Origin of the sequence: Actinomadura sp. 7K507 (assembly GCF_004348425.1) — a bacterium.
Classification (GTDB): Bacteria; Actinomycetota; Actinomycetes; order Streptosporangiales; family Streptosporangiaceae; genus Spirillospora.
In genome coordinates, this window is record NZ_SMKK01000377.1 from 1 (window position 1) to 5,518 (window position 5,518).

The 5,518-nt window shown below is 73.1% G+C and carries 4 protein-coding genes; 1 reads left to right on the plus strand and 3 read right to left on the minus strand.

The annotated features are described in order from the left end of the window. Positions 1–208: 208 nt before the first annotated feature. The 3 genes from E1285_RS42680 to E1285_RS42690 form a co-directional block, all read right to left on the minus strand. Positions 209–1,270, minus strand: coding sequence for a cation diffusion facilitator family transporter (locus tag E1285_RS42680; RefSeq protein WP_132160600.1), 1,062 nt, complete (start codon positions 1,268–1,270; stop codon positions 209–211). A gap of 74 nt (positions 1,271–1,344) precedes the next feature. Further along, complete coding sequence (locus E1285_RS42685) at positions 1,345–2,361, minus strand: hemolysin family protein (protein ID WP_132160602.1); 1,017 nt, start codon at positions 2,359–2,361, stop codon at positions 1,345–1,347. After that, positions 2,349–3,824 carry a hemolysin family protein gene (locus E1285_RS42690; RefSeq protein WP_132160604.1) on the minus strand — a complete coding sequence of 492 codons (1,476 nt, stop codon included), beginning with the start codon at positions 3,822–3,824 and terminating at the stop codon, positions 2,349–2,351. The genes E1285_RS42685 and E1285_RS42690 overlap by 13 nt, the downstream gene beginning before the upstream one ends. 362 nt (positions 3,825–4,186) lie before the next feature. Here E1285_RS42690 and E1285_RS42695 point away from each other — a divergent pair, with 362 nt between their 5' ends. Further along, the gene (locus tag E1285_RS42695; RefSeq protein WP_132160606.1) at positions 4,187–5,401 is read left to right on the plus strand and encodes a hypothetical protein; all 1,215 of its coding nucleotides are present in this window, start codon (positions 4,187–4,189) and stop codon (positions 5,399–5,401) included. Positions 5,402–5,518: the final 117 nt, after the last annotated feature.

Sequence of the window (5,518 nt, forward strand, 5' to 3'; positions counted from 1 at the left end):
GTCGGGAAGGGGGAAGGTGACCGTGGGGAGGTCGGAGTCCGGGACGTAGGAGGGCGAGGGAGGCCCGGCTTCGGGGGTTTCGGGGCTCTCTTCGTCAGGCCCGTTGGTTCCTGATGGCTGATTCACCGACGTCATCCCGTCCCAGATCGACCGCCCGTGGCCGTAATTTTCCCGTTCTGCGCGCGACTAACGTCTCACAGGTCGGTGATCATCGGTGGTCGGCGAGTGCGGCGTGATGATCTTCACCGTGGCGGGGTTCCGGGTCGGGGTGGACGAGGGCGCCGGAGAGGCGGGGAAGGGCGTGCATGAGGCTGTGCTCTGCTTCAACGGCCACCTGGTGGGCGCGGACGACCGTTGAGGTGGGGTCCACGACCACGTCGCATTCGGCGCGGAGGCGGTGGCCGATCCAGCGGAGGCGGACGTCCCCCACGCCGAGGACGCCCGGGGTGGAAGAGAGGGCCGCTTCGGCGCGGTCGACGAGGTCGGGGTCGACGGCGTCCATGAGGCGGCGCCCAACCTCGCGGGCCGTCTGCCAGAGGACCATCAGGATCGCCCCGGTGATGAGGAGGCCGACGACAGGGTCGGCCCAGGGGGCGCCTAGGGCGACACCGGCGGCGCCCAGGAGGACGGCCAAGGACGCGAAGCCGTCCGTGCGGGCGTGGAGGCCGTCCGCGACAAGGGCGGCGGAGCCTATGCGGCGCCCCACGCGGATGCGGTAGCGGGCGACGAGTTCGTTGCCGGCGAAGCCGATGGCGGCGGCGCCCGCGACGGCGGCCAGGTGTTCCACAGGCTGTGGATGGGCGAGGCGGTGGACGGCCGCGTACCCGGCGCCCAGCGCCGAGGCGCCGATGGCGAGGACGATGACGACGCCGGCGATGTCCTCGGCGCGGCCGTAGCCGTAGGTGTAGCGGCGGGTCGGCGGGCGCCTGCCGAGGAGGAACGCGATGGCCAGCGGGACTGCGGTCAGGGCGTCGGCGGCGTTGTGGAGCGTGTCGCCCAGCAACGCCACCGAGCCGGTGAACGTGTACACGACGGCCTGGAGGACGGTGGTCGCCCCCAGGGCCACGAGGGAGATCCACAGGGCGCGCATGCCCTGGGCGCTGGCCTCCATCGCGGAGTCCACCTTGTCGGCCGGCTCGTGGGAGTGCGGGCGTACGGCGTGGAGCAGGCGCCCGCGTCCACGCCCACGCCCGTGGTCATGCCCGTGCCCGTGGCCGTGCGCGTGGCTTTGGTCGTGCCCGCCCCCGTGTCCGTGGCCGTGTGCGGTCATAGGGTCAGGATGACCCGGATATCCCGTTGCAGCACCTCGACAACTGCGCTGCCGTCGCAGGTACGCGGCCTGCGTCAGTGCGGGTTCGTGGCCAGTAGCTCCGCCAGGAGGTCGTCCAGGGTGACGATGCCCGCGAACTCGCCGCCCGCGTCGTTGACCACGGCGAGCTGCGCGCGGCCCCGGCGCATGCGGCTGACCGCGTCCAGGACGGTCGTCTCCGCCGTGAGGATGGGCGCCGGGTGGGCCAGGTCGTCCGCGCGGCGTTCCCCGTTCGGTTCGGTGATGGCCGCCCGGACGTGCACGATGCCGGTCATCGCGCCGTCGCGGTCGCGGACGAGCAGCCGGTTGTGGCCGCTGGCGGTGGCCGTCCGGCGGATCTGCGCGGCGGTCGCGTCCGCGCCGATCGTGGTGACGGACGTCGCGGGCACCACCAGGTGCCCGACGGTGGCCTCCCGCGCCGAGATCGCCCGGCGGAGCAGCTCGTGGTCGTGGCGGCCGATGAGGCCGAGGCGGCGGGACTCGCCGACCAGGTGGCTGAGCCGGGCCGGGTCGGTGTGGCTGTCCAGCTCGTCCTTCGGCGTGACGCCGATGAGCCGCAGCAGCCCGTTCGTCGTCGAGTTCAGCGACGACAGGATCGGCCTGGAGACCTTCGCGAACGCGCGGAACGGCAGCGCGAGGAGCAGCGCCGAGCGTTCCGGGTGCGTGATCGCCCACGACTTCGGGGCCATCTCGCCGATGACCATGTGCAGGAACGTCACGACGGCGAGGGCGGTGCCGAGCGCGATGGCCTTCGTCGCGGCGTCGGGGACGCCGAGCGCGTGCAGCGGCGGTTCGAGGAGGTGCTCGAACGCGGGCTCGGTGACGATCGCGAGGCCCAGCGAGCACATCGTGATGCCGAACTGGGCGCCCGCGAGCATCAGCGACAGCTCGCGGACGCCGGCGAGCGCGGCGACGGCGGAGCGGCTGCCCTTTGCGGCGGCGCGTTCGAGCTGCGGGCGACCCGCGGCGACCAGCGCGAACTCGGCCGCGACGAAGAACCCGTTCCCCGCCAGGAGCAGGACGGTGATCAGCAGCGTGGTCAGCGGGTCCATGACACCTCCGGACCGGACGCCAGCGCGTCGTCCTCGGTGACGGCCCGTTCCCCGGCGACGGCCCGCACGGGCGCCTCGTCCGGCGGCTCGCCCGGCGCCTCGTTCGGTGCCTCGTCCGGCGCCTCGTTCGGCGGCTCGTCCGGCGGGAGGGGGGCCTCGACCGGCGCCGCCCTGATCAGGATCTTCTCGGCGACGCGGCGGGCCACGCTCATGACCTCGAGCTCGACCGATCCGGCGTCCAGGTCGACGGTGAGGCGGTCGCCGGGGGACGGCAGCCGGCGCAGCTCCGCCATGACGAACCCGCCGAGGGTGTCGTAGGCGTCGCCCTCGGGCAGGTCGAGCCCGGTGAGGCGGCCGACCTCGTCGATGCGCATGCCGGCGTCGACGAACCAGGACCCGTCGGGGCCGGAGGTCGGGGCTTCCTCCCGCGCGTCGGTCTCGTCGGCGATCTCCCCGACGAGTTCCTCGGCGACGTCCTCGAAGGTGAGGATGCCGGCGAGGCCGCCGTACTCGTCGACGACGCAGGCGAACTCCTCACCGGCGTCGCGCATCTGCTCGATCACCCCGTACAGCGGCTGGCTGCCGGGGATGAGCAGCGCCTGCCGCCTGACGTCGCGGATCGGGGTGGCGGGGTCGAGGGTGTCGTCGGCGACCTCGCGGACGCCCGCGACGCCGATGACGTCGTCGACCTCCTGGCCGTAGACGGGGTAGCAGCTGTGCCCGGTCTCGCGGATCAGCGCGACGAGGTCGGCGACGGGTGCGGTGCCCGGCAGCGTCCTGACCTGCGGCCGCGGCACCATGACCTCGTCGGCCGTGAGGTCGCCGAACGACAGCGCCCGGTCCAGCAGGCCCGACAGGTCGGCGGGCAGGTGGCCGGCGCTGTGCGACTTCCCGATGATGTCGCCGAGTTCTTCGAGCGTCGCGCCGCCGTGCAGCTCCTCGACGGGCTCGACGCCGAGGGCGCGCAGCAGGCGCTGGGCGGAGCTGTCGAACAGCCGGATGACCGGGCCCGCGACGGCCAGGTAGATGAGGGTGGACGTGGCGAGCGCGCGGGCCAGCTGCTCGGCGCGCGCGAGCGCGAGGTTCTTGGGGAACAGCTCGCCCAGCAGCATCTGGATGAGCGTCGCCAGCGCGAAGCCGGTGGCGAGCGCGATCGCGCCGGTCGCGCCGACGGGGACGCCGACGACGTCCAGCATCGGCTGGATCAGCTCGGCGAGGGCGGGTTTGGCGATGAAGCCGACGACCAGGGTCGTCATCGTGATGCCGAGCTGCGCGCCCGACAGCATGAACGACACCCGGCTCATGACCTTGAGGGCCCGCCTGGCGGAGGGGTCGCCGCGCTGTGCGGCCTGTTCCAGGGTCGCGCGGTCGGCGGCGACGTAGGCGAACTCCTGGGCGACGAAATAGCCGGTCGCGGCGGTGATGAGGATTACCGCGAGCACTCCCAGTACCGCCGTCAGCATGGGGCACCAGGTCTATGACTGGGGTCCGACACTGCGGACTCACCACTCCTCTCGTAGACGGTCACCTCTCGTAACGTCACCACGCACAACGAGGTTCCCGATGCACAGGGTACGGCTCCGCTCCGATCGCTCCCGGTTCAACGCCCGCGTAACGTCCCGGAACCTTCCCCTGAGCGGCCTTTCCGCGAAAGAATGGCGCTTGTCTCGGTCAGTGTCACGGATCACACTTGTATGAGAACCTACGTCCGATAGTGGACCGGTTCGTGCTCCCAGACCGGTGCGACGGGCATGCTCGGGGGGACAGCAGGAGAGCGATCGCGGGGCGAACGTTGGAGCAGAGCGGGGCCGGGGCCGCCGCGCCCATGAGTCGTGAAGGCGTCGACCATGCCCTCCGGACGCTGCGGGAAGAGCGCGACCGCATCTCCAGGTCGCTCCTCGACCTCGACGGCCACCAGGGCAGCCGCCTCCTGGAGGGCGCACGCCTCACCGGGGAGACGTGGCGCCGCTGGGAGGACGCGAAGGCCGCCATGACGGCGCTGTGGACGCTCTTCGACGCCTACCAGCGCGTCCTGGACGCCGCGTCGGAGATGCGCGAGCGGGCGGGCCGTCCCGACGCGGAGACGCTGGTCGAGCTGTCCGGGCTGCTGTCGGGGCAGTCGGTCGAGCTGCCCGACGGGGAGATCCCGCTGCAGGACCGCACGCTCCTCGGCCCCCAGGACCGGCGGGTGACGCTGGACGAGGCGGTCGCGATGATGTCCGAGGCGTACGAGTTCGTCGCGGGGGAGGTCGCGGCCGCCGACGCCGCCTGGACGGCGCTGCTGCTGCCGCTTGAGGAGGCGGAGGCGAGCTGGCGGGACGCGGCCCGGCTGGCGCACTCCCTGGACGGCACCCGCCATCCCGAGCTGGACCGGGTCGGGCGTGAGCTGACCGCGCTCGGGCGCGTCGTCCGCACCGATCCGCTGTCGCTCGTGCGCGACGGTCACGCCGACACCGGCCGCATGGACCGCGTCCGGACGACCCTGACCTCGCTCGGGGACGAGCTGGCCGGCGTCGCCCGGATGCGCGAGGACTACGACGAGCACGTCGCGCGGGTCACCGCGTCCATCGAGGAGATCGAGGAGATGGAGCGGCGTGCCTGCGAGGTGCACGCGACGGTCCTGGTCAAGATCGAGTCGCCCAGCGTGCCGGCGCCGTCGCGGGGCCTCGCCGTCGGGCTCCGCGACCGGCTCACGGCCCTCGAACGCCTTCGCGAGGCGGGCCGCTGGGTCGAGATGGCCGGACGTTTCGCCGAACTCGAACGCGCCGCCGGCGAGGCGCTGGAACGTGCGCGGGGTGACCTGCGTCTCAGTGCCGGCCTGCTGGACCGGCGGGGGGAGCTGCGCGGGCGCCTGGAGGCGTACCGGGCCAAGGCCGCGCGGCTGGGCCTGGTCGAGGACGAGCGGCTGACCGTGCTGTACGGGGAGGCCCGCGACGTGCTGTGGACGGCGCCCTGCGACCTGCGCAGGGCCACCGCGGTGCTCGCGGAGTACCAGCGGACGATCAGGGTGTGCGAGAGCGAGACGGGGAACCGGCGATGAATCGATGCACCCAGCCCGGCTGCGCCGGCGCGGTGGACACCGACGGCTTCTGCGACGTCTGCGGCATGGCCCCGGCCCCCGAGCCGGCGCCCGGCGCGCAGCCGCCCGCGTCTGCGC